The 25,111-nt window shown below is 63.7% G+C and carries 22 protein-coding genes and 1 pseudogene; 12 read left to right on the forward strand and 11 right to left on the reverse strand.

What is annotated here, in order from left to right; translation table 11 throughout:
* Positions 1-25: 25 nt before the first annotated feature.
* Positions 26-2,050: an amidase gene (locus EN850_RS13165; RefSeq protein ID WP_136091446.1), complete on the reverse strand. Its 2,025-nt coding sequence runs from the start codon at positions 2,048-2,050 to the stop codon at positions 26-28.
* A gap of 512 nt (positions 2,051-2,562) precedes the next feature.
* On the opposite strand from EN850_RS13165, the gene EN850_RS13175 reads away from it, so the two are divergent.
* Positions 2,563-2,763, forward strand: coding sequence for a hypothetical protein (locus EN850_RS13175; RefSeq protein ID WP_136091448.1), 201 nt, complete (start codon positions 2,563-2,565; stop codon positions 2,761-2,763).
* Between the two features lie 56 nt (positions 2,764-2,819).
* Here the strand turns inward: EN850_RS13175 and EN850_RS13180 are convergent.
* A pseudogene (locus EN850_RS13180) lies at positions 2,820-4,032 on the reverse strand (alpha-D-ribose 1-methylphosphonate 5-triphosphate diphosphatase).
* A gap of 267 nt (positions 4,033-4,299) precedes the next feature.
* Between EN850_RS13180 and EN850_RS13185 the strand changes: the two are divergent.
* On the forward strand, positions 4,300-4,593 hold the full coding sequence (locus tag EN850_RS13185) for a UTRA domain-containing protein (RefSeq protein WP_135867342.1): 294 nt from the start codon (positions 4,300-4,302) through the stop codon (positions 4,591-4,593).
* 139 nt (positions 4,594-4,732) lie between these two features.
* Here EN850_RS13185 and EN850_RS13190 read toward each other — a convergent pair whose 3' ends face one another.
* Positions 4,733-5,038: a hypothetical protein gene (locus EN850_RS13190; RefSeq protein ID WP_127280057.1), complete on the reverse strand. Its 306-nt coding sequence runs from the start codon at positions 5,036-5,038 to the stop codon at positions 4,733-4,735.
* 219 nt (positions 5,039-5,257) lie between these two features.
* Here EN850_RS13190 and EN850_RS13195 point away from each other — a divergent pair, with 219 nt between their 5' ends.
* Complete coding sequence (locus EN850_RS13195; protein WP_246689195.1) at positions 5,258-5,782, forward strand: GNAT family N-acetyltransferase; 525 nt, start codon at positions 5,258-5,260, stop codon at positions 5,780-5,782.
* 337 nt (positions 5,783-6,119) lie between these two features.
* Here EN850_RS13195 and EN850_RS13200 read toward each other — a convergent pair whose 3' ends face one another.
* Positions 6,120-6,773: a hydrolase gene (locus EN850_RS13200; RefSeq protein ID WP_136091450.1), complete on the reverse strand. Its 654-nt coding sequence runs from the start codon at positions 6,771-6,773 to the stop codon at positions 6,120-6,122.
* A gap of 154 nt (positions 6,774-6,927) precedes the next feature.
* Between EN850_RS13200 and EN850_RS13205 the strand changes: the two genes are divergently transcribed.
* Entirely contained in the window at positions 6,928-7,821 is an 894-nt protein-coding gene (locus tag EN850_RS13205) for a LysR family transcriptional regulator (protein ID WP_127277014.1), read from the forward strand.
* Between the two features lie 48 nt (positions 7,822-7,869).
* Here the strand turns inward: EN850_RS13205 and EN850_RS13210 are convergent, their stop codons facing one another.
* A complete protein-coding gene (locus EN850_RS13210; protein WP_136091694.1) occupies positions 7,870-8,892 on the reverse strand; it encodes an aminopeptidase in 1,023 nt (340 codons plus the stop codon).
* Between the two features lie 447 nt (positions 8,893-9,339).
* On the opposite strand from EN850_RS13210, the gene EN850_RS13215 reads away from it, so the two are divergent.
* Positions 9,340-9,855: a hypothetical protein gene (locus EN850_RS13215; protein ID WP_136091451.1), complete on the forward strand. Its 516-nt coding sequence runs from the start codon at positions 9,340-9,342 to the stop codon at positions 9,853-9,855.
* Positions 9,830-10,342 carry a hypothetical protein gene (locus EN850_RS13220; RefSeq protein ID WP_136091452.1) on the forward strand — a complete coding sequence of 171 codons (513 nt, stop codon included), beginning with the start codon at positions 9,830-9,832 and terminating at the stop codon, positions 10,340-10,342. Before EN850_RS13215 ends, EN850_RS13220 begins: the two co-directional genes overlap by 26 nt.
* Before the next feature lie 52 nt (positions 10,343-10,394).
* Here EN850_RS13220 and EN850_RS13225 read toward each other — a convergent pair whose 3' ends face one another.
* The 4 genes from EN850_RS13225 to EN850_RS13240 form a co-directional block, all read right to left on the reverse strand.
* A complete protein-coding gene (locus tag EN850_RS13225) occupies positions 10,395-11,609 on the reverse strand; it encodes a transposase (protein ID WP_189591094.1) in 1,215 nt (404 codons plus the stop codon).
* Positions 11,597-13,930, reverse strand: coding sequence for a Piwi domain-containing protein (locus EN850_RS13230; RefSeq protein ID WP_136091453.1), 2,334 nt, complete (start codon positions 13,928-13,930; stop codon positions 11,597-11,599). Before EN850_RS13230 ends, EN850_RS13225 begins: the two co-directional genes overlap by 13 nt.
* Positions 13,931-14,295: 365 nt before the next feature.
* Positions 14,296-14,832 carry a restriction endonuclease gene (locus EN850_RS13235; protein WP_136091454.1) on the reverse strand — a complete coding sequence of 179 codons (537 nt, stop codon included), beginning with the start codon at positions 14,830-14,832 and terminating at the stop codon, positions 14,296-14,298.
* A complete protein-coding gene (locus EN850_RS13240; RefSeq protein ID WP_136091455.1) occupies positions 14,832-15,734 on the reverse strand; it encodes a restriction endonuclease in 903 nt (300 codons plus the stop codon). The genes EN850_RS13235 and EN850_RS13240 overlap by 1 nt, the downstream gene beginning before the upstream one ends.
* 400 nt (positions 15,735-16,134) lie before the next feature.
* On the opposite strand from EN850_RS13240, the gene EN850_RS13245 reads away from it, so the two are divergent.
* Positions 16,135-16,893, forward strand: a complete 759-nt coding sequence (locus tag EN850_RS13245; RefSeq protein WP_136091456.1) for an SDR family oxidoreductase — start codon at positions 16,135-16,137, stop codon at positions 16,891-16,893.
* Positions 16,890-17,819, forward strand: a complete 930-nt coding sequence (locus EN850_RS13250) for a sigma-70 family RNA polymerase sigma factor (protein WP_136091457.1) — start codon at positions 16,890-16,892, stop codon at positions 17,817-17,819. The genes EN850_RS13245 and EN850_RS13250 overlap by 4 nt, the downstream gene beginning before the upstream one ends.
* Before the next feature lie 82 nt (positions 17,820-17,901).
* Here the strand turns inward: EN850_RS13250 and EN850_RS13255 are convergent, their stop codons facing one another.
* The gene (locus EN850_RS13255) at positions 17,902-18,528 is read right to left on the reverse strand and encodes an FMN-binding negative transcriptional regulator (RefSeq protein WP_136091458.1); all 627 of its coding nucleotides are present in this window, start codon (positions 18,526-18,528) and stop codon (positions 17,902-17,904) included.
* Between the two features lie 76 nt (positions 18,529-18,604).
* Between EN850_RS13255 and EN850_RS13260 the strand changes: the two genes are divergently transcribed.
* Complete coding sequence (locus EN850_RS13260) at positions 18,605-20,026, forward strand: PLP-dependent aminotransferase family protein (protein WP_246689196.1); 1,422 nt, start codon at positions 18,605-18,607, stop codon at positions 20,024-20,026.
* A gap of 2 nt (positions 20,027-20,028) precedes the next feature.
* On the opposite strand, the gene EN850_RS13265 is transcribed toward EN850_RS13260, so the two are convergent.
* Positions 20,029-21,177, reverse strand: a complete 1,149-nt coding sequence (locus EN850_RS13265) for an amidohydrolase (RefSeq protein WP_136091459.1) — start codon at positions 21,175-21,177, stop codon at positions 20,029-20,031.
* 328 nt (positions 21,178-21,505) lie between these two features.
* On the opposite strand from EN850_RS13265, the gene EN850_RS13270 reads away from it, so the two are divergent.
* From EN850_RS13270 to EN850_RS13280, 3 genes are read left to right on the forward strand one after another with little or no spacing between them, the layout of a single operon-like run.
* The gene (locus EN850_RS13270; RefSeq protein ID WP_136091460.1) at positions 21,506-22,366 is read left to right on the forward strand and encodes a xanthine dehydrogenase family protein subunit M; all 861 of its coding nucleotides are present in this window, start codon (positions 21,506-21,508) and stop codon (positions 22,364-22,366) included.
* Entirely contained in the window at positions 22,366-22,842 is a 477-nt protein-coding gene (locus tag EN850_RS13275) for a (2Fe-2S)-binding protein (protein WP_127277000.1), read from the forward strand. Before EN850_RS13270 ends, EN850_RS13275 begins: the two co-directional genes overlap by 1 nt.
* A gap of 1 nt (position 22,843) precedes the next feature.
* The gene (locus EN850_RS13280; protein ID WP_136091461.1) at positions 22,844-25,108 is read left to right on the forward strand and encodes a xanthine dehydrogenase family protein molybdopterin-binding subunit; all 2,265 of its coding nucleotides are present in this window, start codon (positions 22,844-22,846) and stop codon (positions 25,106-25,108) included.
* Positions 25,109-25,111 lie beyond the last annotated feature (3 nt).

Raw genomic sequence — 25,111 nt, forward strand, 5'->3', positions numbered from 1 at the left:
GGACGTTGCGCTTTTCACTACTTCGCTACCCAATCCCACCCGTAACCGCATAGGCGCCTGCGGTGCGTCCATCCTCCAGCCGCACCACCGCCGTCACGATCGAGCCATACGCGCCGCGCCAGGGGCTATGGAGGCGCTGGTGCTCGGCGGCCGGAACGAGCGCACGCCCGATGAAGCGCGTCCCGCTTTGTTGCATCGCGACGGCGTCTCCGTTGACATGCAGCTTGACGCTGGCGTTCTGCGCCTCTGCGTCGCCGGGCAGATCAAGCGTGATGGCGATCTCGTCCTGATCGCCCGAAGCCCGCGTCTCGGCCGCAAGCTTGATCGTGAGCGCGGGCGCTTCGCCATTCCCGGCTTGGGCGGAACCGCGTGAAAACACATCATCGGCCAGTTCAGGCGTGCGCGGCGGGCTCGTGCGGCGCTGCGTGGAGCGTTCGTAATCGCCGGCCATGCGCAGCAGCCTTTCGTCGTCGTAAGCCTTGCCGGCGAAGGTCAGGCCGACCGGCATGCCGATGTCGGCCATGGTGCCCATCGGTATGGTGACGGTCGGGATGCCGAAATGGCGCCAGACCAGATTGCCGTTGGCGACCCAGGTGCCGTTGCGCCAGGCGAGCGCGGCGGACGCCTCGTTGACGTCGGCGTCGGCCGGCCCGACATCGGCGGCGGCCGGCAACACCACGGCATCGAGGCGGTTGGCGTCCAGCCAGTCCTCGAAATCGATGCGCCGCGTCGCCTCAAGTCCCTTCAACCCGTCTGCCATGGTCGGGATGTCCTTGAAGGGCGTGACGCCGGACTTCGCCCGCTCGACATAGTCCGCCAGGTCGAAGCCGCCTTCATAGCGGTCCGGCAAGGTGCCTGGCGGCTGCGGAAAGATTTTCGGGCCGTCGACAGAGGCGAGATCGGGCAAGGCAGGGTCGGCATTGGCGCGCAGGAAATCGTCCCAGGCCCAGATGCAGAGGTCCCAGATTTCGCGGTCGGCGAAGTCCGCCGGCACCAGTCCGCGCTCGACCATGGTTCGCGCGCCGGGACGGTCGCGCTCGTAGTTGGAGACGACGGGAAAATCGACCTCGACCATCTCGGCGCCGAGCCGACGCAGATCCGTTGCCGCCTGCTCCCATAGATCAAGCACCGAGGCGCGGGTTTCGATCGGCCGGTCGGCCTCGCTGTCGCGGCCGATATACATTCCGGGCACGCCGAGCCGTTTGCCCTTGAGCGACCCCTCCAGCGCCAGATCGGTGTAACGCGGTGGGCGCAGCTCGGAACTTTTCGACAGTTTGATCCAGGGCTGGGCGCGCCAGAAATCGCCTCTGGTTTCCGGATCATCGGCGACGATGACATCGAGCAGTTCCAGCATGTCGGGCACGCTGCGCGTGTGCGGCACCACGACATCCATGGTCGGCACCAAGGGCCAGTTGCCGCGCACCGAAATCACCCCGCGCGAGGGCGTGTAGGCGACCAGCGCGTTGTTGGTGGCCGGCGCGCGGCCGGACGACCAGGTCTCCTCGCCAAGCCCGAAGGCGCAGAAACTCGCCGCCGTCGCGGTGCCCGAGCCATTGGAGGAGCCCGACGCGAAGGCGGCGGTCAGGTAGTCGGCGTTGTACGGGCTTTCGGCGCGGCCATAGACGCCGCGCTGCATGCCGCCATTGGCCATGGGCGGCATGTTGGTGAGGCCGATCAGCACAGCGCCGCCGGCACGCAGCCGGGCGATGGTGAAGGCGTCTTCATTGGCGACGAGATGCTCGAAGGCGGGCGAGCCGGCCGCCACCGTCAGCCCCTTGACCTTGTAGCTGTCCTTGGCGGTGTAGGGGATGCCGTCGAGGGTGCCGAGCGTCTTGCCTTGCCGGCGCCGCTGGTCGGAAGCGGCGGCTTCCTCGAACATATCAGGGTTGAGCACAGGCACGGCGTTGAGGCTGATGCCGTGCCGGTCGAAATGGGCGATGCGCCTGACATAGGCCGCGACGAGTTCGACGCTGGTGACCGTGCCCTCGTCGAGCGCCTGGCGCAGTTCGTCGATCGTCGCTTCGACGAGGTGAAGGCTGGCGTCGGTCATCGCGGGTCCCAGGCTGTTGTCCGTACGCCATGGATGAGCGAGGCCGCCGGCTTCGGCAAGAGCCAATCAGAGGTCTTTGCCGAGCCTGTTGTTCCTGCCTATCCGGTCAGCCGCACGCGACCTTCGAAAAAATCGATTTTTTATGCAACCTCTGATGGGCGCGCGCGTTACAAGGCTCCCGGGGGAGGATGAGGTTTGCATTGCACCGCTTCGAGATACTGAACGAGCCCACGGGCACGTATTCCATTTTCGACAGATCGACCGAACTGCCTGTAACAGTGGGAGGCAGGCCTTTCATCGGTCTTTACCGGCACGAAGTGCCTCTGGCTCTGCTCGCCGCCATGGAGCCCGATGACAGCGGGATGCCGTCGCTCTCGCTGCTGAGCGGCTGCCGATCCTGCCGGGATGATCGACAAGACGACTTGCAAGCGTGAATGAACGCTCGCATAAGTTGCGACTGGCATATAACATGAAAGAAGATGGTGCCGTCATCACAGCATGAAAGGGGAATCATGCCTGACCAGAACGCGCTTGTCCGCACGGCCATCGCACGGCTGCTTTCCGAGAGAACCGGGGTCGCCGTCATTTCGATGAAGGAGAGTATCGCGGAACTGCCGCCGGCAGCCGGCGCGGCGCTGACCATCGATAGGCTGCAGGATCTGCTGCTGGAAATGGCGGAGGTGCGCGGGATGATGGTGGCGCTCGATCTTTAGGATGGTTCACCGTCTCAGGGAACGATAAGCAGCCCGCACCTTTCTTGGCGATTGCTCTAGGCCTGCAGATACGGGTGGGTCGCCACCTCCTGAAAACGTTCCGCCTTGCGCGCCGGCGCCAGCGTGCCGTCGCCATAAATCATGCGGCCGGCACGGAAGGTGGCGCGCACGCGGGCCACGGGGCTGACATCGGCGACGACGAGATCGGCCAGGAGTCCAGGCTCGATGGCGCCGCGGTCGGCCAGGCCCAATGCCTTGGCCGGGTTGGCGCTGGTCAGCGCGGCGGCCGCTGCCAGGCCATCCTCGCGCAACTGCGCCAGGCCGAGCACGGCGGGCAGGATCGAGGCCGGGTGATAGTCGCTGGCCAGCATGTCGAGCAGCCCGGCCTGATAGGCCTGGCGGGCGGAAAGATTGCCCGAATAGGATTCTCCGCGCAACGCGTTGGGCGCGCCCATGGCCGTATACATGCCCAGCCGGCGGGCTTCCCGCGCCGCCTCCAGGGTCACCGGGAATTCGCTGAGCACGGTTCCCAGACCGTGGACGAATTCCACCTTTTCCAGTGTGTCGTCGTCGTGCGAGGCGAGCACGATGCCGCGGGCGCGGGCAAACGCCGACAGGCTTTGCAGCGTGCCGAGCACACCGCCATGCCCGTTGCGATCGGCCATGCGCTTGCCGACGACCTCGGAGACGTCGGCAATGGACATGCCGCGCTCCTTGGCCAGGCGGGCGATATACAGTTCGACGTCGCGGTACTGTCCCTGTCCGGGCGTGTGATCCATCAGTGAGACCAGGTGCAGCTTGCCGGCATCCATCAGTCTTTCCAGCACGCCGACAGCCGCGGTGAACGTCACCTCGAAACGGGCGTGGATGCGGTGGTCGACCAGAAGGTCGTCCTTCAGCCCGGTGATGGTCTGGATGATGGAAGACGTGTGTTCTTCCGAGCGCAGCAAAGCCGCGGTGGCGCTGTTGCCGATGAAGGAAAGCGCGGCATAGGCTGTGGTCACGCCGCAGGAGGCCAGCCGCTTGTCGAGTTCGGCGATGCCGATTTCCATCGGCACGTGGACACCGCTGCGCGGCTCCACTTCGCGCTCAACCATGTCGCCATGCATGTCGATGAAACCAGGCAGCAGCAGGCGGCCGCCGCCGGTGAAGTCGGCGTTCTCGACAGGCTGGTCGCGGATCTCGGCGATCCGGCCGCCTTCGACCCTGACGGCGCCATTGGCAATGACGCGGTCGCGCAGGACAATCTGGAATTTCACTCAGCCACATGTTCCGCCGCTCCATCGGTTCGTCCCCGCGGTGGGGTGCGGCGTTGTCTGCCCGTTCAAGCATGGTCGTCTCCGAAAACAACATTCCGCATTTCCGGATCGCCCTCCGGCCAGGCGGTTTCAAGGCGTGCATTTGAATGTTTCATTTCTGATGACTGGATAACTTGGCTTGGTGACAGGGTTGTGTAGGACAAACAGGCCGGCCCGTCGTGCTGCCACCGGAGATATCCGCAAGATGTGACGGTACGAGACGGACGTTGCCGCGGCCTTGAGAAGCAAGGGCCACAGCGTCAGCGTCATCCTCGCCGAATATGGCGTCACCGACTACATAAGGCTGCGCACCGACATCATCGTGCGGCTGCCGACCAAGGAGGAGGCGCGACGGCTCGCGCAACCCGAGACCGAGCCGGTGATGCTGACGAAAAAAGTCGACGTGGACATGAAAGGCACGCCGATCTCCTATTCCGAAACGGTCTGGGCAAGCGAACGCGTGCAGTTCTCGATCGACAATACGAGCCAGCTGCTCAGCGTGCTGGCGCAGGCTGTGATCGCGGAGGGGTGAGGGGCTGGGTTACGCGTCAAGGATGAAATCGGCGCCGGTCTGGCTCGGGATAGCGTGCGGCCGCGAACAACGCCGCTGTTCGACCTGAGACGGGCTACCGCCCGCCCGCCAGCATCCATTCCTGGTTCGGGGTTCCCAACTACTGGGCGCCGGGCGTCCATTCGGGCAGCGGCGCCAGGCTGCGGTTGAACTGCTTCCACCACATCGCCTCATCCACCTCGCAGCAGGCTCGAAGCATGGCGTGTGCCTTCTCGAAAGCCTGAGTCGCGAGGTCGTCGAACGTCATCCGCGCATCGTACGGCACCGACACCACCAGTTCCTGACCGGTTTGTGTCCCCCCTTCGTCGACCTGAAGATAAAGCCAGACGACGAAATGCGCGCCTTGGCCGCTCGCGTCCGCATTGCCGATCTTGATGCGGTCGATGCCTGCTGCGGTGACTCTCATGCGGGGACCTCTTCAATCGAGCTCAGAATGCCTCCAGAAGTCCGCCGCGATCAGGAAGGTTCCGTCACCGTTGCCGCTATGGTGAAGCATTGATGAAGAGGCGATTGGGCCGGCGTTGCCTGGCTATAGCCGAGCCCTGCCAGCGCCATTGCATTGGCGCCGCCTCGGGCCGAAAATGCCTCCATGAAAGCAGTTCCCAGGCTCACGACACCAAGGCTCGTGCTTCGGGCGCCGGGCGAACGGGATATCCCGGCATGGTTCGCGCGTGCCACCGATGTCGAATCCGCCTCCCTTGCCGGCGATCCCGTTCCCGACGACATGAGCGCGGGCGCGCGGTGGCTCGCGCTTTCGCGTCACCGGTTCGCCGACGGCAAGGCGATCAAATGGTCCGTGGACCAGGCAGGTGTGTCGGATGCGATCGGGACGATCACCCTGTCCTTCGCAACCGACGCCAAGGCGGCCGCATTGGGATTTGTGCTGGGGCGCGCGCATTGGGGGCAGGGGCTGGGCAGCGAGGCCGCGCGCGAAGTGCTTCGCTACGCCTTCGAAACCCTCGCGCTCGAACGGGTGACGGCCGAGGCGGCGACGCGCAATGTCGCGTCGCTGCGGATCCTGGCGAAGCTCGGCTTCGACCATGTCGAGAGCTTCATCGATGAGTCCGACGGCGAGCACTGCGAGCGCTTCGTGCTCGACGCAGACGTCGGAACGTCACTGTTGGCGAGCGATGCGATGCCAGGCTGCTAGGCTTTGAGGCATCCGCCGAGGGATGATCCCTGGATCGCGTGGGCTTTCCGCGGTTCAGGGCAGATCAGATCATCGGCGCCTCAAAGGCCACGAAAATGATGCCGGCCAGCATCCGTCCCCGCCTCGCAAGCACTGGCCCATGGACCAGCTGGACGAGGTGCCGGCGTCGAGCGCATATCCGCCGCGACAAGATCACCAGTCAAGGCGATCGGTGCCCGGCGCCGCCGCCGAAAGCCAGTGCGGTGAGGCTGGCGAGGCGGCGTGGGATGACGAGACCCGATACGTATTCAACTCCCTTGCGACGCATCGCCCCGGATGCTCGTCATCCCTATTCAGCTTAGCCCTTGGCGCTCGGCACAGGCGTATTGAGGAGCTGCTGCTCCCAAAGATACGCGATGCCGCTGCCGCCGAAGTGCTGGATGAGTATCTCGGTCAGATCCTCGACATGCTCGGTGCGCGCCCAATCGCGTTGCCATTCGCCAGCGAGCGCCATCACGGTCATCACGTTCGCGCCGGCCGCGATCATCCGCTGGATGGCAACTTCGTGAGACTCCTTCGAAATGCCGCCCGACGCGTCGGTGATCACGGTCACGTCCCAGCCTTCACCGGCGGCCTGGATCACGGGCATTGCGACGCAGACCTCGGTCCACAGGCCGGCGATGATCAGCTGCTTGCGGCCGGTCGCCTTGACGACGTTCACCACATCCTCGTCCTGCCAGGTGTTCACCCAGGTGCGATCGACGACTTCCTGGTCCGGAAATACGTCGGTGATCTGCTTAAAGAGAAGTCCACCGCGCGCCGCGATCACGCTGGTGAGAATGGTCGGAACATTGAAGGCTTTTGCCAGCTTCGCCAGCGCGGTCGTGTTGTTGACCACCATGTGCGGATCGTGGCTGTTCAGGTTTGCGAGCTGATAAGGTTGGTGATCGATCAGAACGAGGACCGAGTCTTCAGGACGAAGAAGCGAATCAAGGCCGTTGCGAGGGGTCATCAAGACTTCCTTTCTCTGCCGCCATGGACGGCACTGGGTTCACGGGAGACATGCGCCAGCGGGCGGCGTTGCCTGGACGCAATTTGCTGTTCCTCTTGGTGATGCGGTAGTGCCATGGTCAGGCATACTGTGTTGCGAAATGAGGAACGCCGGAATGGACATTGAAGATCTACAGACATTCGTCGTAGTGGCCGATGCAGGGGGCGTATCGGCCGCCGCGCGCCGGCTCGGCGTTTCCAAGTCAATCGTCAGTCGGCGGCTCTTTCGGGTTGAAGCGGAACTTGGCGTTCAGCTCCTTGCACGAACGACCCGGGGTGCGGCGCTTACGGAAGCGGGGATCACGTTCAGGGATCATGCGGCACGCGCCAGCGCCGAGATCGACACGGCCAGGGAAACGATCCTCCCAACCGGAGAACTGCGCGGCCGCCTGAGGGTTGCCATGCCGCTTTCTTTCGGCCCGACCCACTTCGCTCCGGTGCTTGCGGAAATGGCGCAACACCACCCGCAACTCCACATCCATAGCTCCTACAGCGACCGCTTCGTCGATCTGATCGCCGAAGGTTTCGATTGCGCGATCCGGGTTGGCTACCTTCAGGACTCCAACCTGATCGCGAAGCGCGTCGGGCCGATCTATGGAAAGCTTGTCGCAAGCCCGGATTACATCAAGGCGCACGGTTCACCTGAGAAGGTAGAGCAACTCGTCGACCATCAGGCCCTCATGCAAGGAACGGAAGCCTGGCAGTTCGTGGATGGCGACAAGATTGTCACGGCTCAGCCGCAGGGCAGGTTCAAGGCCGACAACGCTACGGCGCTTGCCGCTGCCGCGGCGGCTGGACTCGGCATCGCCTGGCTCCCCGACTGCATCACGCACGAATATGTGGCCTCCGGCGCACTCGTTGCGGTGATGACGCGCTATCCCCCGCCTTCGGCAGGCGTGTATGTCGTCCGGCCGCCGGGTAGGCACCCCACACGGAAAGTCCGGGTCCTCATCGAAATGCTGATCGAGTATTTCGCACGACATCCAGACGTTTGGGGTCTCGACCGCTAAAGCACGAACGAGGCGGAACCCTTCAACAATTGCGTTCGCTTATTAAAATCAATCACAGGTGGCGGCGGCCTTGAGCGCTTCGGCGCGGGCAGGTTCGCGCAAATCCGCGATCCGTCGAACGGATGCGTAAAACCTCGGATAATCGCCGGAGCAGAGGTTGAACAGGCGAATGAACGCCGGAACCTGTTCGCCGTAGACGGCAGTCGCGGCGAGCTTTGCGTTGTTGATCGGGGCATCGAACCAGGCGTCGTATCCCCGGTATCCGGCCCAGCGTTTGTCGCGCGTTTGCCGGTAGCGCATCCGCAGCCTGTCGAGCGTGGCTGCCTTTTCAGCCGCCATCTCCTCGGGGCTACGGGAGCTTTGATAGACCTGCCTCAACTCGTCGCGGGTTTTTGACACCAGTGCGAGAAAGTCGGCACTGCGCCTGCGATCGGCTTCGTAGCGGCGCAAGCCGGCGCGGTCGCCGGCCGCGCGTAGCCATTTTCTTGTGCCGGTGGTTTCGACGGCAACCGCGAAAGCCTCGTTGAATGCGGAATCGCCGTTCACATAGAGGCGCTGATGCGCCAATTCATGAAAGATGAGGCTGGCGAGATAGGTGTCGTCCTGACGCAGCATGGTGCTGAGCAGCGGGTCACTGGACCAGCCCAGCGTGGAATAGGCGGTGACGCCGGAGACATAGACGTCCAGCCCCCGTTCATGAAGTGCGGCAGCGCTTTCCGTCGCGGATTTCCGGTCGAAGTAACCCCGGTAGGGAACGCATCCGAAAACCGGAAAGCACCATGTTGTTGGCGTGAGCGAAAATTGCGGGGCGGCAAAAACGGCCCAGGTCACGGCGTCCCGGTGGATGTCGACATAGCTGCGATAGCTGCTGTTTTCGGGCAGTGCCAGTTCGTCCGTGGCGAACCGCCTGATCGCGCTCGCCGACGTCAACCTGGTGCGCAAGGCCGCAGGGGTCGAAGGAGCCTGGATCAGTTTTCCGACGTCTTCGCGCGCGGCCATGATCCGCACATGACCCTCCAGCGATTGCGCGTAATAGGAAATGCTGGTGCAGCCGCTGACTGCGGACGCCATGACCACCGCGGCAAACAATCGAAAAACGCGCTTCACTTCTTCCCCACCGCTTCGTCCCTTGCCCATGGAGCATATGTCTCGCGGACCGTCCACTGGGCATGCCCTCGAAGCTGCCGGCCCCCAAGCCATATGGCTGCCATGCGCCTTCATCCGGACGCTTGCGCGAAGTGTACATTCAGCCGGAAGCGGACGTTCGGGCTCGTTTCGACGAATGGCATTGCTTCGGGCGGCAAAGCACTTATCCTGCCCGTCCGTAATCGGTTTACCTTCGAGAGGCGCCTTGAAGTAGGTCTTCGTTAGCGAGCATGCGCGGTCAACATACAATGCCGAGGGCAGGGTTTGGGCGCTGGCATGACAACTCCTAACCTCGAAGATCACAAGGATGTCAGTCGAGATGACCCCTATTAGCTCAACGACAAGCTTGAGATAGCTTGAGGGCAAGCATCGATGATCCTGTTCCTGGCAGGTGTTCTCGAGCAGATGGACCTTGCGCTCGAGCACCTCTCAAAAGACGAGGTCCACAACGCCCGCTTTGCACTGATGCTAACGGACAACGCGGTCGAACTGATCCTGCATCAAATCGCGAAGGACCAGGCGGACCGGGTCAAGTCTTTTCACCATGTGGAACGGGACTACACGCGCAAAGAGGAACTCACTGCGGCGCTCGGAAAGTCCTTCGACGCAAAGGTCAGATTTGCAAGGCTCGAAGGAAAGTTATCCGATGAGTTCGCTCAAACGATCAATCTTCTTCATGCCTACCGAAACGAGCTCTACCATGTTGGCCTTCAGCATGAGCCGATCCTCCAAGGGCTAGCGGAATTGTACTTCGACACGGCGTGTCGCTTTCTAGCGGACCACACGCCTAGGGGGCTGTATTGGGGGCTCGGCGCAGAAGCTGCCGGAGCGCGCGAAGAAGTACTTCACTCGCGGACCCGGCGTGCCCGCGACTTTCGGCGATTTTGAGAAGGGATGCGAGGCACTTGGCGCTGAGCTGGATTTCAATCCCAAACAGATGGTCCATGTGCTCGCCGACCATATGGATCGCGTGATCGACTACCAGGACACCTGCCTCGGGGTTGTCGCCGATGGTGTCTACGTTGGCGACCAGGTCTCTCGCGATCAGGCCGTGATTGACTCTCAGGCATGGACCATCGCATTCACGGATGTCGGCAAGACGTTTGCTCGAGACAAGGCGTGGTCGGGAGGAACGGTCGGCGGATTCGTTGATTGGCTAAAGGAAAACTACCCTTTCCGCGTAAAAATCGATCCCATTCCCTCGTGGAGGAAGCAGGTCGCGCGTCTGCGGGCGAAAGCGAACCCGCATGTCGCGTTGGCAAACTATCAATCGTTCATGGATGTCACCGCTGAGCTTCGTGATGCGATCGAAAGTTCCGCGGCAAGTGCCGAGGCCGAGATCGACCGCTTGATCGACGAACGGCGCGGTAAGTAGGCGCCTTAGTGACCGGCTAAAGAGGTTTCGCTGCGGAAGCTCCCGCGGAGTGCTAGCCGAGCACCTGCGGGCACACGACGACTTTCACGTTTAGGCGGCTACCCGTGTTCTCGACGTCGGTCTCGATCCCCCGCGGATTGGTGCAATGGCGGTCCGGGTCGTAGATCACGCAGACGAGCGTATCGACCCCGTCCATCTTCGAGTAACGACCGACGTCGATCAAAAGTTGGTTGATCACCTCCTTGTGGGTGAGGCCGCTGCGCGTCATCTTGGCCTCGATCACCAAGCGCGACCGGGGAAGATGAAAATCGACACGGGAATGATTGCCGGCATAGGACGGCGTGTGTTCCTCCGGCCTGATGTCATCGAAATGCAGATCCAGGATCGCATGCATGAGGTCTTGCACGTCGTACTCATCGTTGATGCCAAACGGCGTGCGGCCGCGCTGCCGGGCACGCATCGTGTCTGCAAAGAGTGGAAAACGCCGACATAGGCTTAGAACTAGATCGAGATCATTCATGAGCGCTTTGGGCGCGAGGAGTCGGTCATTCACGCGATGCGCGAAGACGTGAGCGGCCGCAGCTTCGGCAGCGTCCCCGATGGCAAGCCCCTTAGAAAGCATCCGCTCCTGCAATGCGTGATCCAACTCCTCGTGGCGTTCGGTTGTGAGGCTTGGGAACGCAAAATCGATCGCAGCAGCTAACAGCAACTCCTGCGTAGGTATCTCGCTGAATGGTGTATAGGGCGCGGGGACTTTCGCCGTGCCCTCGCGATCCAGCAAGGAGACTGCAGCATGGGCCCCGAGGGCCGACATGGGCGCTCGAAAATGCCCTGCCGAAAATCCTCGGCGCAACGTGTTCACGAACCAAGTCCGGTTATCATCGTCTACAGGAAGCGTTGCAAGCCCTGCAGCGATGCCCAGCACCTCGATTGGATTGTAGATGAAAGATTGCCGATCGGAGGGATATATCTCGCGGCCGCGCAGATGATCGATCGCAGCGAGCCAGGTTGTCGTTATCGCTTCATCACATCGCCCCAGAAGATAGCCGTAGGTGGCGAGCTCGGGCGTCTTCCGAAGGGCTGCCGGAGTTGGTGCAGGAACCTCTGCTTCCGCGAAGCGCGGAGTCGGCAGGCCCGCTGCCTCGAGCGTCAGGGATGCCAGTGCCGTGGAGGTATCGGGCCACCTTGAGGAAGCGCTGAGGACCGCGTCTGCATTCTCCAGCACAGCCGCGGTCGAGATCTTCGCAATCGGGGTCAGAGAAACCATCGGCTCCACTTCAGCTTCACGTTGAGGGCAGCTGGCGACCAGTCCGGCACGTTACGGAGGCGACCGAGCAGTTCTGCAATCCGCTCGGAGTAGAACACGGTCACCGGCGTTCCAGCAGGAAGCGTCGAACGCCACGATAGGCTGGTGAATTTCAATGCCTGTTCGGCAAGGTAGTCGACGTCGCGGAACGTCGAGTCCGGATGCAGTGAGATCAGAAGCGGTGCCGGCAACGGGGTGTTAGGTCTCTTGATTAGGCGTGGTGCGTTCACGGCCAAAAGGCGTGTGAGGCGGCCAATCCGAGTAATAGTGCCTCGCGCCGGCGCGAACACGCCCTTCATGACATCGCTGCCTTTGTAAGCGGCAATGCCGCGCTGCTTGCGGTCAAAGATCATGAACGGATGTTCGTGCGAAATCGTCACGAACGCCATCTGGATATCCTGTTCGCTGCCGATCTCCCTCGTACATTTGAACACAATGCTAGCGACGTCGACACGCTTGAGGGGCCGGTGGGCGTGAAACACGACACGCACGGTATCGCCAGGCTGCCAGTTGTTACGCTTCTTCAGTTCTCGGAGTATCTGAAGCATCGATTCCCGAACGGCGTCTGGATAGCTTTCGTATGCGCACTCCCTCGAGACGTTGCCTAGCAGGTACGTTCCGTCCCCGCTAAAGACAGTTGTAATTCCCACGAAACGTTGACGTTTGTCGGACCTGCTCCCCGAGAGTTCGGCGACACCCATTCCAACCACCAGTTCGTCGTTGATCGTCTTGTCGTGGTTCACGGTCCAAGGCGTGCCGTTGAGCTTAGCGTACATCGAGACAGCGAAGTTCTCGAGAGTGTACTGCAGGCTCTTGAGCTCCTGAATGACTGTCGGCAGCCGGACTTCCTGAGTCGGGACGCCGAGTGTCAGAAGCAAGGACTTTGTATGAATGTAGGGATTGATACCGTCTGGCAGGCGCCCATGCTCGTCGTAAAGGACGATGATGCCCGCTTGCACGTCCCCGCTCTCCGCAAGCTTATCTTGAATAGCCTTGTTATAGTCGGCAGCCGCAGTCTGCCGATCGCTGATGTCGATGTCGATGGGGCACAGCACGAAGTCGACCTTCACGAGGCCGAATACGTCGGTGAAACCTTTCGGGAAACCCGGATAGTTCGCTCCCATCCCATCACGGAAGTAGCGAAGAAATACCTCGACCTTCCCCGCGGTCGATGATGGATAGGCAACCAGAATGCGCGGCGACCTGCCGGCGAAGTTGGAACGATCGTAGGGGCCATACTGCGATAGACCTGGCCAAGCGTATTCGCTGCTCTTAGCGCCCGTGCGATCAAATACATACTCAACTGTGGAGGCGACACGGACATTCCGGTTCTCGCCGTCGTTGTCCAGGGTGATGCGATCGCCGACCGTCGCCGACAATCCTAGCCCGAGGAAAATCGGCTTCCTGGCAAGAAACTCGCCCATGCGTTTGACCGCCTCATCGAACCGTGGCCCGACGCGGTACATCGCCTCCTGATCGTCGAGGGCGGTCGTGAGCTTCTTGTAGTTGTAGCCCAGCAGCTTGGTCAGGCAGCGGGTGAAGTTTTCTTTGGAGCCTTCCAGCTTCACGTCGGAAACCGGCATTTCGGTCGGGCCGGATTCTTCGAAGAGATAGACTACGCCTTTCTCGATCGAACGAATTCGGCCCAGCAGACGACGCTCCCCCGGCTGATACTGCCTGCGAACGACATACATACCGGTCAGGTCGATACCTGCCGCATCGAGCTCTGAGATATCGGCTTCGATGTCGTACCGCATAGCAATCGTAACGAAAATGCCGATCCTGGTCTGGCCGTCGATCGGCTCGTATATCTTCGGGCTCAACGCAAACTTGGGCGTTACTCGAAAACCGGGAAGGAGCCGGTGCGTGATGCCCGCTGCATCCGCCGCATCGGCAATTAGTTCAGACTTTTGCGCGAGGAAAGTGAAAGGCCGCTTCCGCACGGCCTCGTACTTCGGAAGGGCTTCTTCGATGGCATCGTCGAGGCGGGCTCTCAGTAACCATGGTTGATCGGCGGTCCTCACAATGGTCGAATCACCATCAACGTTGGGACCGCCCGCCTTGAGGCGGATGTAAAACAGCCTTCCAGCCATGCGGTGCACGAACCAGTATCCGCCTATTCGCTTCCTCTCCTCTCTCACTTCGGACGGATCGACGAGGTCGCGGACGACCGCTTCCACCTGCGCCGGCAATTTGACTTCGAACCCGTTGGTTACCAGAGGACGCACGCTGAGCGCAGGAGCTGTGTGGTAAGCGTGTTCCTCTTGAATCTGGGCTTGCATCCGATGCCTCCTGCTGTCGCCGACTCGTATTAGGGCCTCAAAGGCTAGCACAAAGGCGAAACGTCGGTGATGTGTTTGCAAGATCGAAGTATTCGCGTCCCCTGAATTCCCGCCGGCGCGGTACTCGTGCTGATCCGCGGTACAAGGCCAATCCTGCGGTCAGTCACGGGTTCGATTTGCGCCATAAGTAACTGAGGGACATTGATGCGCTTAACAGGCGGCATCGAGGTGCTACCAGCACGCGGAGCCTGTAAGGCTCGCCGACACGATTTCCTGAACTTGGGCACGGAGGAAAAGCATCAACGCCGGAGTGCGGAACGCGCCTAAGCCTTGGTAGCGAGGACTGAAGCGAAGTTACCGTTCGGTTAGGCGATCGATCCCTTTATCGCGAGCTCGCAGAGCTTTCGCTTCACCAAGGTACTCAATTGGTCGGTGTCGACCAGTGCCGCGATTTCGGCAGTGGTCAGAACGATAAGCTTTCGGCGCTCTAGTAGCGCGGCGGCGACGAGGTTATGGGAATTGGTCAATTCGGCGACGTTGCCGGTGATGCCATTCGTGGCAACGAGAACGCCGAAATCTAACCCTCGGCTGCGTAGCTTGTTGATAAACCACGACACCTCAATGCTGGACACAGCGCTCGACCAGTTCTTACATTCAATAAGGATGACGCTGGGCAGATAGTGGAAGCCATCGGGCGCACCGTCATTGAATATCGCCACGTCGATCTCCTCGGTATCGAAGACGTTCATCTCGTTACGGTGGGTGACTGCAATCCCCGGCACCTGGCCAAACACATAGGCAACCAGATCCTCCAGAGCTTTCCCCCTTTGCGACGTAGTAGCATCTTGGTCGAGGGCGATTGCGAGGTGCCCTTGCATCGTTGGAGCGTCGAGGAGGGGCATCAGGGGTAACTCCCGTGCACCTTTTTATTACGCAGGTCTTTGACGACTTCCTCAAAGGCCTGGTGCGTCATTCTTTCAAAAAGAGTCACCAGATCAATTGCAAGGATATTCGGGGGTAAGTTGCTGCTGATTTTCGCTGAGGGCTCAATGCCTTCGCCGTAGAGGAGCAGTCCCCACGGGGTGCCTGACGCTGCCAGTTGCTTGGAAAGGTTTGTCGCCGCGGTGCGCGCTTCAGATGGTGACGAGAGGCGCGTCTTAATCTCGATCAGCAACGGGTTACCCGTGACCGGTTCGAGAACGTCCGACCATATCGCCATGTCCGCCCCTTGGTCGGGGCGCGGGGGCTCGACAATTACCTGCACGCCGGACTTCTGAAGGGCCTCAGCGACGAGCCTTTCCAAAGCAGATCCGTTCCGGGTTTGAACAGCGTCTCGCACCTGCTGCGCAACCACGAAAGCATCGGACACTGGACCGGTCGGCAATGCGCGCTTGGTTGATGGCTCCCGCGTGTCAGTCGCTGGGGCTGCCAACAACTGATCCAATGCGAATCCAATAGCTTCAGCATTATTGACCTTGGATCGGATTACCAGGAGCCGTTGTAGGTTCGAAGGGATAAAGTCGCTCTTTGACGAGGATGCAATAAGCATGATCCGGCGCTTGTTGGCCCAAGCCATGCCGAGCTCGAACAAAACCCACGCTGATCGGCGCTCGGTCGTCAGGACGCCGATGACTAGATCGGCTCGCGCCAGAAGTGAGTTGATCTCAGCGGAAATGTCGGCGCCTTCGCCGAGCCCATCGGGAACCAGAACCTCAATTCCCCTAGATGCCAACGCTTGGCGAAGAACATCAAGCTTCACGCCGGCTGGCGCCGAGATGAAACAAGTTCGGATGACGCTGTTCATGGTATGCTCCTCGTCATAACGCCCCAGTCGAACAGGTTGCCGCACACTTTTAAGCCAACTCTTGAGGACATTTGCGCCGCTTGTCTAGCACCGGGCGGCGCCGTGCTATTGGCGTGTTTTACCACCGTGTTGAACTCCGCTCGGTCAACGGCACGACAGGGTGCAAAAGCGCCAGCGTGCCACGACAATCCACATGACAACTTCGGGCCAAAAGCCGCCGTCGAGCTCAGCCGCTTTACGGCGGCTATTCAACCCCCGACGTCCATGAGCGAACACGTCGAGGGCGTACAGCATATTGGCGGCCCCATATCCAGACGTCATCACCAAATCTCGCCCACCGCTGACTCTTTTCCCGATCCTCAAACGTCTTAGCTACAGTGAAACACTGGAGCAGGGTCCAATGAGCCTCAAGGACAAGAAAATCGTGGTCACCGGCGGCAGTCGGGGGCTTGGCCTCGGCCTGGTCGAAGCGCTGGTCGGGCAGGGCGCCGAGGTGACCGTTGTCGCGCGGGGCGCCGAGGCGCTGGAAGCGGTCGGTGCGCGGCTTGGGGTCGCCACCATTGCGGCCGATGTCACGGACGAGGACGCGGCCTATCGCATTCTGGGCGAGGTGCGCCCGGACATAGTGGTGCTCAACGCCGGTGCGAGGCCGCGCATGGGGCGGCTGGACCAGTTGAAGTGGGAGGATTTCTCCGTCGCCTGGGAGACCGACGTCAAGGCCGGGCTCTACTGGCTGCAGGCGGCGCTGAACCTGCCGCTCAAGCCGGGCAGCCGGGTGCTGGTCGGGTCGAGCGGCGCCGCCGTCACCGGATCGCAGATGTCGGGCGGTTATGGTGGGTCCAAGCGGATGTTGTGGTTCATGGCCAAATACGCCAATGGCGTGGCGCAAGAGAAAGGCCTCGGCATACGCTTCCAGGCGATCCTGCCCCGGCAGATGATCCTCGGCACCGGGATCGGCGATGCGGCCGCCGGCGCCTATGCCGGCTCGATCGGCATCACGCCGGAACAATTCGTCGCCCGCTTCGGCGCACCGATGCCGCCCCGGGCGTTCGGCGACAGGGTCGTCTCGCTGCTGGAGGACCCGGCCTATGCCGAGGGCGTCGTCTTCGGCCTCAGCGGCGACGCGGGCGTGACGATCATGGAGGGCACTGGTCCTTGAGCGACGGAAAGTCAGCCGTGGAGCGCGACCGACGGGAGGGGCTGCTTGCCCTTGCCGCCGCGTTGCGGCCGGAGCTGCACCGCTACTGTTCGCGGCTGATGGGATCGGTCATCGACGGCGAGGACGTCGTGCAGGATACGTTTGCCCGCGCCTTCGTGGCGCTCGACGCGTTGTGCGAGGTGCCGCAGCTGAGGCCCTGGCTGTTCCGGATCGCCCACAACCGGGCGCTCGACCTTTTGCGCAGCCGCGCGATCCGCGTGGCCGAGCCGATCGAGGCGGCGCTCGAAATTGCCGACGCGGCCGATCCGGTGGAGATGCTGATGCGCAGGCAAGCCGTGCAAACCGCCGTGTCGCGCTTCGCGGAGCTTCCCGTGCCGCAACGCAGCGTCGTCATCCTCAGGGATGTGCTGGACGAGCCGCTGGCCGACATCGCCGCCCTGCTTGGCACCACGGTGGATGCGGTGAAGGGGCATCTGGCGCGCGGCCGTGCCCGGCTTCGGCGGATCAACGCGCAGGCCGACCCGCGTCCCGATGCGCGCATCGCCTCCGCCGCTATCGTGCGCTACGTCAACATGTTCAACCAGCGCGACTGGGACGGCTTGCGCGCGCTGCTTGCCGACGATGTGAGGCTCCACCAGTCGATGCACCCGCCGCGCGCGGGCGCCGCCGACGTCGGCATGTTCTTCACGATCTACGCCAAGAGCGACGGCTTGTGGCTCAGGCCGGCATGGGTCGAGGGCCGCGAGGTGATCGCGGTGTTCGAAGACCGGACCGCCGCGAAGCCGAATCATTTCATGTGGCTGGAATGGCGCGAAGGCCGGATCAGCTTCATTCGCGACTACCGCTACGTCCGCTACATCCTCGACGACGCGGACCTGGTGCTGGCAAGGGAAGCCGGAGCTTCCCGTGGTGGCGGCGGGCGCTGACAGGCGACAGCAGGTCGCGGGCCGGATCGACGCCTGACGGCGGCGGGCGCGGGCCGCCGCATCGAGGCGAGGCGTCGTGCCTTCACGACGGGATGAGGGTGGAGACCTCGCGGTCGGACGGCCGTTCGCTGGCGGCCAGCCCGGCGGCGACGCCGGCGCGGTCGGCGGCGTTGCGGTTCTGGCTCATCTTGCGCTTGCCTTCGAGCCTCACGACCGGCATGCGCAGGCCGACTATGCCGCGAAGCTGCGACTGGATGAAGTCGGGCGGCGCGTCCGACACCGCCCAGCGCGGCGCATCGCGTGCACCCTCATGCAGGTTGGTCAACCGGGTGACGACCTCCAGCAGCCTGTCCGCATCGTCGAAGAACTCGACCGGCCCGTAGGCATGAACGGCCGCGTAGTTCCAGGTCGGAACGACCTTGCCGGTTTCCTGCTTGGTCGCGTACCAGGACGGCGTCACATAGGCGTCCGGCCCCATGAACATGGCAAGCCCGTCGCCAATCGCGGGAACGCGCCACTGCGGGTTGGCCCTGGCCAGATGGCCATGGATCACGCCGTGCTCACCCTCCGTCTCGTCGAGAAAAAGCGGCAGGGGGGTGGCCAGTGGTCCGTCCGCCGTGGCGGTGACCAGATTTGCCAGCCGTGCGGCGCGTATCGTCGCCATCAGGCTGTCCTTGTCGTCATCGCGGAAAGCGGGCGGCGTATACATGGTCGAACTCCTTGCGTTGCAGCCACAGATGCCAGACAATCTGGCCTGTTGGAATATCCAGTTTCGAAGAGTTGAGGTGGTCCAGTTGGACGGAGCCGCGCGCCGCATCATCGCTGGTATCAAGCAGCAGATCCACGGCGGCGCCTATCAGCCCGGCGACCGTCTGCCGTCGACCCGGGTCTTCGCCGCCGAATGGGGTGCGTCGCGCACGACGGTGACGGCGGCCTACAGCCAGCTCATCGCCGAGGGGTATCTGATCTCGCGGGCAGGGGCGCGCGCTGAAGTGGCGCAGGGGCTGGGGGCCACGGTGGCGCCAAAACCCGCCATGGCGGCCGCGCCCCGTCACCTCTCGGCCTTCGCGCAACGCCTGCTTGGCCTGCCGGTGCCAGCCCTGGCGCAGCCGGCGCGGGTCGCGGATTTCCGCTATGGCGATCTGTCGGGCGCCGACTTTCCGGTTCTGGCCTGGCGGCGCGCGATGAACAGGGCCAGCGTGCGGCGCGGCGCGCGGCTGGCCTATGGCGATCCGCAGGGATCGGCCGAGCTGCGCGCCGCGCTGCAAGGCTATCTCTGGCGGGCGCGCGGCATCTCCTGCACGCCGGACCGGATCGTGATCGTCAACGGCTCCCAGCAAGGGCTCGATCTCTGCGCCCGGCTGCTGCTCGATACGGGCGACCGCTTCGTCATCGAAAACCCCGGCTATCTGCTTGCCCGCCAGGCCTTCGCGGCGGCGGGCGGTGTCGCCACGCCCATTGCCGTCGACGGCGACGGGCTGAGGACGGACGCGCTGCCGCCGGCGCGGCTCGCCTATGTGACGCCCTCGCACCAGTTTCCGCTCGGCGGCGTCCTGTCGGCGACGCGCCGGCGCGCGCTGCTGGCCTGGGCGGCGCGGGAAGCCGCCTATGTCATCGAGGACGATTACGACGGCGAATACCGCTACGACGTCGCCCCCATCCCGCCGCTGCGGACGCTGGACGCGGATATGGTCATCTATGCCGGCACGCTGTCCAAAACCCTGTCGCCGACGCTGCGGCTCGGCTATCTCGTCGTTCCCGCCGGCCTGCGCCAGGCTTTCAGCGCGGCCAAGCGCCTGACGGACCGGCACTCGCCGCTGCTGGAGCAGGACGCGCTGGCCGACATGCTGGCCAGCGGCGCCTATGAGCGCCATGTGCGCGCCATCCGCAGGAAGAACGCCGAGCGAAGGGCGCTGCTGCTGCGGGCGCTGGCGGACAAGCTCGGCCAATCGGTCACCGTCGAGGGCGCTGGCACCGGGCTGCATCTGGTCATCTGGGTGAACGGCGTCGGCGCCGATCGCGTCGCTTCGATCGTCACGGCCGCACAGGCCGCCGGGATCGGCCTCCATCCGGTGACGCCGCTCTACGACCCGGCCGGGCCACAGCCGGCCACGGCGGGGTTCATCCTCGGCTATGCCGGGCTCCACGTGGATGCCTTGCGGCAGGGCGTGGCGGTGCTGGCCACGGTGCTGGCCGGGTTCCGCTGAAATCAGCCGAGAAGGTTGCGCGCCGTGCGCATGAAGATCCTCGAGCCGATCGGGATCAGGTCGTCGGGAAAGTCATAGTCGGGATTGTGCAGGGCGGGGTGGCGTTCGCCGGCGCCGAGAAAGAACATCGCCGAGGAGGCGCTGTGGCCGAACAGGCCGAAATCTTCCGAGGCGCGCATCGGCAGGGCTTCCTCGCCATGCGCGACGCTCTCTTCGTCGAGGGCGCGCCGCAGATGCTCGACCGCGTCGGGCGCGTTGACGCTGGCGACGAAGATCTCGTGATAGTCCCAACTGGCGGAGAGGCGGTGCCGGCGGGCGATTTCCTTGACCAGCGTTTCGGCGGCGGCGCAGAGGTCCGCCATGCGCTCGTCGCGGCGGGTGCGCAGCGTCGCCCAGACCTCGGCATGGGCGGGCGCGATGCCGAACACGGCTTCGCCCATCTCAGCGTGGGTGACGGTGACCATGGAGAAGTCGTCATCGGCAAAGGTCGCGCGGCCGAGCGCCGGCAGAGCCGGCATCAGTTCCGAGATCGCCGGCATGGGCGAGGTTCCGGTCTCGGGCATGGAGGAGTGCGCGGTCTTGCCTTCCAGCACGATGCGCATGCCGCGCGAGGCGCAGTTGACCACGCCGGGCTTGAGCCTGACCTCGCCGAACGGCACGCCGGGCAGATTGTGCAGCGAGAAGGCGAAATCCGGTGCGATCTCGCCGAAGCGCGGATCGGCGACGACGCCGGCCGCGCCATTGCCGGTTTCCTCCGCCGGCTGGAACATCAGCACGACACGGCCGCTGGCCGGCCGCTCGCGGCCGAACTGGCGGCCAAGGGCTGCCAGGATCGCGGTGTGTCCGTCATGGCCACACATATGCGATTTGCCCGGCACTTGCGATGCATGCGGCACGCCCGACAGTTCCTCGATCGGCAGCGCGTCGAGTTCGGAACGAAACAGGACGGTCGGTCCGTTTTTGCCGCTGTCGTAGATGGCCGCGACGCCGTGCCCGCCGAGCCCGGTCAGCACCTTGTCCGGCCCGGTGTCGCCGAGGAAGGCGACGACCGCTTCAGCCGTCTTCTCCTCCTCGTTCGAGATTTCCGGCTGCCGGTGCAGCTTGCGCCGCCATTCGGTCAGTTCGACAATGTCGCGATTGGTCAGGGTCATGCTTTTCGGCCTCCGCTGCATTCCCGTGCTAACGATAAACGGCCGTGCCGGCCACGGTCCAACTTCCGGGCTTTGGCGGGCCAGAAACCTTCGCGCCCGCTATTTCGCGCGGTTGGGGCAGAGCGCCTTGAACGGGTCCAGCGTATAGTCTTAACCGGAAGCGTTCCTCCCTTTGGCCGGGAGGATCGGCGCCCGACAAGGCGCGGTCAAGACCCGTTGCACCAGCGCCTGCGGCGGCTGGCCCAATCGCCTTGGCCTACGAACCGGATGGTCATTATGAGACGATTGTTTATAACGGTCGCTGAAATCGCCATACCAAGGGGAGACGATGCGCTACATACGTCCGCTTTCAATCGAAGACGCCGTTGGCCAACTGGCCGGATCGGCCGGCCCGGCCGCCATCCTTGCCGGAGGCAGTGACCTCCTGGTGAGGATGAAGGGCGGCTTTGTCGAACCCGAACTGATCATCGACATCAAGTCGATCGCCGGCTTGCGCGACATCAGGGAAACCGCCGAGGGCTTCAGCATCGGTGCCGCCGTGCCTTGCGCCGTGCTGGGCGAGAACGCCGCGCTGAAGAAGGCGTGGCCAGGCGTCGTCGAGGCGGCGAAGCTGATTGGCTCCAAGCAGGTGCAGGGACGCTGCACGATCGTTGGCAATCTGTGCAACGCCTCGCCGGCGGCCGACAGCGTGCCGGCGCTGGTGGCGGCGGGCGCCAGGGCGGTGGTCGTCGGCCCGTCGGGCAAGCGCACCATTGCCGTCGAGACCGTGCCGACCGCGCCGGGCCGGACATCGCTCGCCAAGGGCGAGATCATCGAGGCGATCCTGCTCGGCAGCCAAGCGCCGCGGTCGGCCGACGCCTATCTCAGGTTCATTCCGCGCACCGAGATGGACATCGCCGTGGTCAGCGCCGGCGTCAACCTGACGCTGGACGAGGCCGGCGTCGTGACGGCGGCCCGTGTGGCGATCGGCGCCGCGGCGCCGACCGTGCTGCTGGTCGAAGAAGGGGCCGAGGCCCTGATCGGCCGCAAGCTCGACGAAGCGGCGCTGGAGCGTCTGGCCAAGGTCTGCGCCGGGGCCTGCCGCCCCATCGACGACAAGCGCGGCACAATAGAATTCAGACGCAAGGTTGCGGGCGTGCTGGCCGGGCGGGCCGCACAGACCGCCTATGCACGTGCAGGAGGCAAATGATGGCTGGCGTAGCGGTTTCAACCACGATCAACGGCGACACGATTGAATATCTCTGCCAGCCCGACGAGACGCTGCTCGACGTGCTGCGCGACCGGCTCGGCCTGACCGGCGCCAAGGAAGGCTGCGGCACCGGCGACTGCGGTGCCTGCAGCGTCATCCTCGACGACCGGCTGGTCTGTTCGTGCCTGGTGCTCGGCGCGGAAGCGGAAGGCCGGCGCATCGAGACCGTCGAGGGCATGGCGCATGGCGACAAGCTGCACCCGCTGCAGCAGAAGTTTCTGGAGCATGCGGCCCTGCAATGCGGCATCTGCACGCCCGGCTTCCTGATCGCGGCCAAGGACCTCCTGGCCAAGAACCCCGACCCGACCGAGGAAGAAATCCGCTTCGGCCTGGCCGGCAATCTCTGCCGCTGCACCGGCTATGACAAGATCGTGCGCGCCGTCCAGGACGCGGCAATCGTGATGAAGGGAGCCTGAGATGAATTTCGATCCGCGTTTTTCGGGGCGTAAATTCGCTTCCGTCGGCACGCGCCCGATCCGTCCCGACGGCGTCGACAAGGTGACCGGCCGCGCCCGCTACGGCGCCGACTTCAACATGGCAGGCCAACTGGTCGGCCGCGTGCTGCGCAGCCCGCACGCGCATGCCAAGATCCGGAAGATCGACACCTCGAAGGCGGAAGCGCTTGCGGGCGTCAAGGCGGTGATCACCGCCGCCGACCTGCCTGACCTCACCGATGGCGATGCCGCCATGTACGACATCCTCGACAATTGCATGGCGCGCACCAAGGCGCTCTATGACGGCCATGCGGTGGCGGCTGTCGCGGCGATCGATGCCCACACCGCCAGGCAGGCGCTGAAGCTGATCGTGGTCGACTACGAGGTGCTGCCGCATGTCACCGATGTCGACGAGGCGATGCAGCACCACGCCCCGCTGATCAACGACGCGGTCTTCACCGAGGGGCTGGAGGAAAAGCCGGTCAAGCCATCTAACGTCACCAAGCGCAGCCAGTTCGGCCATGGCGACGTGCATCAGGGTTTCGGCCACGCCGATTTCATCGTCGAGCGCTCGTTCAAGACCGAACAGACGCACCAGGGCTATATCGAGCCGCATGCCTGCGTGGCCAATGTCAGCACCGACGGCACGGCGGACCTCTGGGTCTGCACGCAGGGCCATTTCGTCTACCGCCAGCACTGCGCGCAACTGCTCGGCATGGAAGCCTCGAAGCTGCGCGTCACCTCCTCCGAGATCGGCGGCGGCTTCGGCGGCAAGACCCATGTCTGGGCCGAGCCGGTGGCGCTCGCCCTGTCGCGCAAGGCCGGCCGCCCGGTAAAGCTGGTGATGACGCGTGACGAGGTGTTCCGCGCCTCGGGTCCGACCAGCGCCACTTCGATCGACGTCAAGATCGGCGCCCGCAAGGACGGCACCATCACTGCCGCCGAAGCCACGCTGCGCTATTCCGCCGGCCCCTATGCCGGTTCATGGGCCGAGATCGGCGCCATGACGGCGTTCGCCTGCTATCGTCTCGATAACGTCAAGACCGTCGGCTTCGAAGTGCTGGTCAACCGGCCCAAGACCGCCGCCTACCGCGCGCCCTCGGCGCCGATGGCGGCCTTCGCGGTGGAAAGTGCTGTCGACGAGCTCGCCAAGGAGCTCGGCATGGATCCGGTCGAGTTCCGCATCAAGAACGCCGCCCAGGAAGGCACGCGCTCGTCCTACGGCCCGGTCTACGGCCCGATCGGCATCGGCCCGACGCTGGAAGCGGTGAAGGCTCATGCGCACATGAAAGCGCCGCTGAAGAAGAACCAGGGGCGCGGCATGGCCTGCGGCTTCTGGTTCAATTTCGGCGGCCAGACCTGCGTTGACCTGAACATCGGCATGGACGGCTCGGTGTCACTCGCCGTGGGTACGGTCGATGTCGGTGGTTCCCGCGCCTCGCTGTCGCTGGTGGCGGCGGAGGAGCTCGGCATCGACTATTCCCAGCTCAAGGCTATCGTCGCCGATACGTCGAGCCTCGGCTATAACGACATGACCGACGGCAGCCGCGGCACCTTCTCGTCCTCGATGGCGACGATCTCGGCCGCCCGCAACGCGATCAAGATCCTGCGCGAGCGCGCCGCGCAGATGTGGGATATCTCGGTCGACGACGTCGTCTGGGAACAGGGCCACGCGGTCGCCAAGGGCGAGAAGCACGGCAATCTCGGCAAACTGTCGCTGAAGGAGATCGCGGCCAAGTCGGGCACCACAGGCGGGCCGATCGCCGGCCACAGCGAGCTCGTCGCCGACGGCGCCGGCGTCTCCTTCGCCACCCATATATGCGACGTCGAGGTCGACCCCGAGACGGGCGCGACCAGGGTGATCCGCTACACGGTGGTGCAGGACGCCGGCAAGGCGGTGCACCCGACCTATGTCGAGGGCCAGTACCAGGGGGGTGCGGCGCAAGGCATCGGCTGGGCGCTCAACGAGGAGTATATTTACGGCAAGGACGGCCGTCTGCAGAACGCCGGCTTCCTCGACTACCGCATCCCGGTGTGCTCCGACCTGCCGATGATCGACACGCAGATCCTGGAAATCCCCAACCCCAACCACCCCTACGGCGTGCGCGGCGTCGGCGAAACCTCGATCGTGCCGCCGCTGGCGGCGATCGCCAACGCGGTCTCGAACGCGGCCGGCGTGCGCATGACCCACATCCCGATGTCGCCACCGCGCATTCTCGCGGCGATCGAGGCGGAACGGGAAGGGTAGGGC

This window comes from Mesorhizobium sp. M8A.F.Ca.ET.207.01.1.1 (genome assembly GCF_004794715.1).
GTDB lineage: Bacteria > Pseudomonadota > Alphaproteobacteria > Rhizobiales > Rhizobiaceae > Mesorhizobium.